The 1150-nt window shown below is 43.7% G+C and carries 2 protein-coding genes; one reads left to right on the top strand and one right to left on the bottom strand.

From position 1 onward, the window contains the following. Positions 1-78 precede the first annotated feature (78 nt). Positions 79-276 (bottom strand): hypothetical protein, encoded by a 198-nt coding sequence (locus VRK_RS07690; protein ID WP_038179236.1) that lies wholly within the window; start codon positions 274-276, stop codon positions 79-81. Between the two features lie 594 nt (positions 277-870). Between VRK_RS07690 and VRK_RS21235 the strand changes: the two genes are divergently transcribed. Then, a partial coding sequence (locus VRK_RS21235; protein ID WP_197413072.1) for a hypothetical protein occupies positions 871-1150 on the top strand: 280 nt, incomplete at its 3' end.

The following is a 1150-nucleotide window of genomic DNA, read 5'->3' as shown; positions in this document are numbered from 1 at the left end:
GGAACGTAGCCGACGAGTTACACCTTCTATTGTAAAACGAGCCGCAACCGCGGCTCGAAATCCAGACAAACCAATTAATTACACCAAATCCTCCCCGTCAATTTCTTGATGGTAGCGCACATAATGGGTGGTAATCAGATTATTCAGATACAGCAGTACGTTGCGTAGCTCTTGACTGTTGTGCCGCTGTTCGGCTTCGAATATTTCTTCTAACTGACGCAAATATTCGCGGGCTTTTTGGGCAAACTCGGGATTATAAGGAATGGTTTCGTACATAGTGGAACTCCTTGTGGTTGTTGAGATATGAACACCACACGAAATTCCTACGTTTCGGGTGGTGAACTGGAACAAGGTGTAGGAATACCGCTCCACAAGGTTAGCAGCCAGCCGAAGCTGCCTTGCCCAGCCCACCATAATTAGGCGAGCTAAAGCGTAACATAGAAAAATACCAGTATAAACTGACATTTATTATGCCTTGTGGGGAAATGCGGGTTCCTACGCCCGGCACCGGATTTTGCCAGTGCAGAGGGTAGGTTATCTGTTTTTGGGAAAATAAAAGTATGAAAAAAGTATGAGATTTTGGGTGTCAGTTAACAGTTTGTTTTCTTTCAAGCTACGACTTGAATTATTTCTCGGTCTTCAGGCTATTTCCGAACTGATGATTCTGATGTGATAGGGAATTACTCATTCCTGTATGAATGAGAAAATATGAAATCCTATTATTTTTATGAGATTTTCCTCCCGTCAATTGCCTATCAGCCAACAGTTCTCTTTCTGATCCAATAAAATAGCGTCTGCTTGAAAACCCAATATGAGGGATAGGCGTATCCGTTTATTTTTATCGGGTGCACAACGGTTAGGGATGCTCTCATGAGTGAACAACAGGCATTTTATCATTATATCAATCAGCAGTTGAACAGCTTTCCTGATTTGCTGACCGAATATCGGCAAATGACTAAGAAGTGGTATTTCGAACTCGCAGATAAAGCCACTGCAGCGATGGATCGCCCTGCTCTTTTTGCGATGGATAAACAGCTCAAAGTCAATGGTGCCAGTACCACGGTGGGGAAAGATGATGCGAACTATGCGACCAAGGTGAGTTGTCCGCTCAGCGGCAATCTCGAAATCCAAAGTGTGTTTCAGTCGATCT

Origin of the sequence: Vibrio sp. MEBiC08052 (assembly GCF_001506075.1) — a bacterium.
In the GTDB taxonomy this organism is placed as follows: domain Bacteria; phylum Pseudomonadota; class Gammaproteobacteria; order Enterobacterales; family Vibrionaceae; genus Vibrio.
This window is presented reverse-complemented; position numbering and strand designations above follow the sequence as displayed.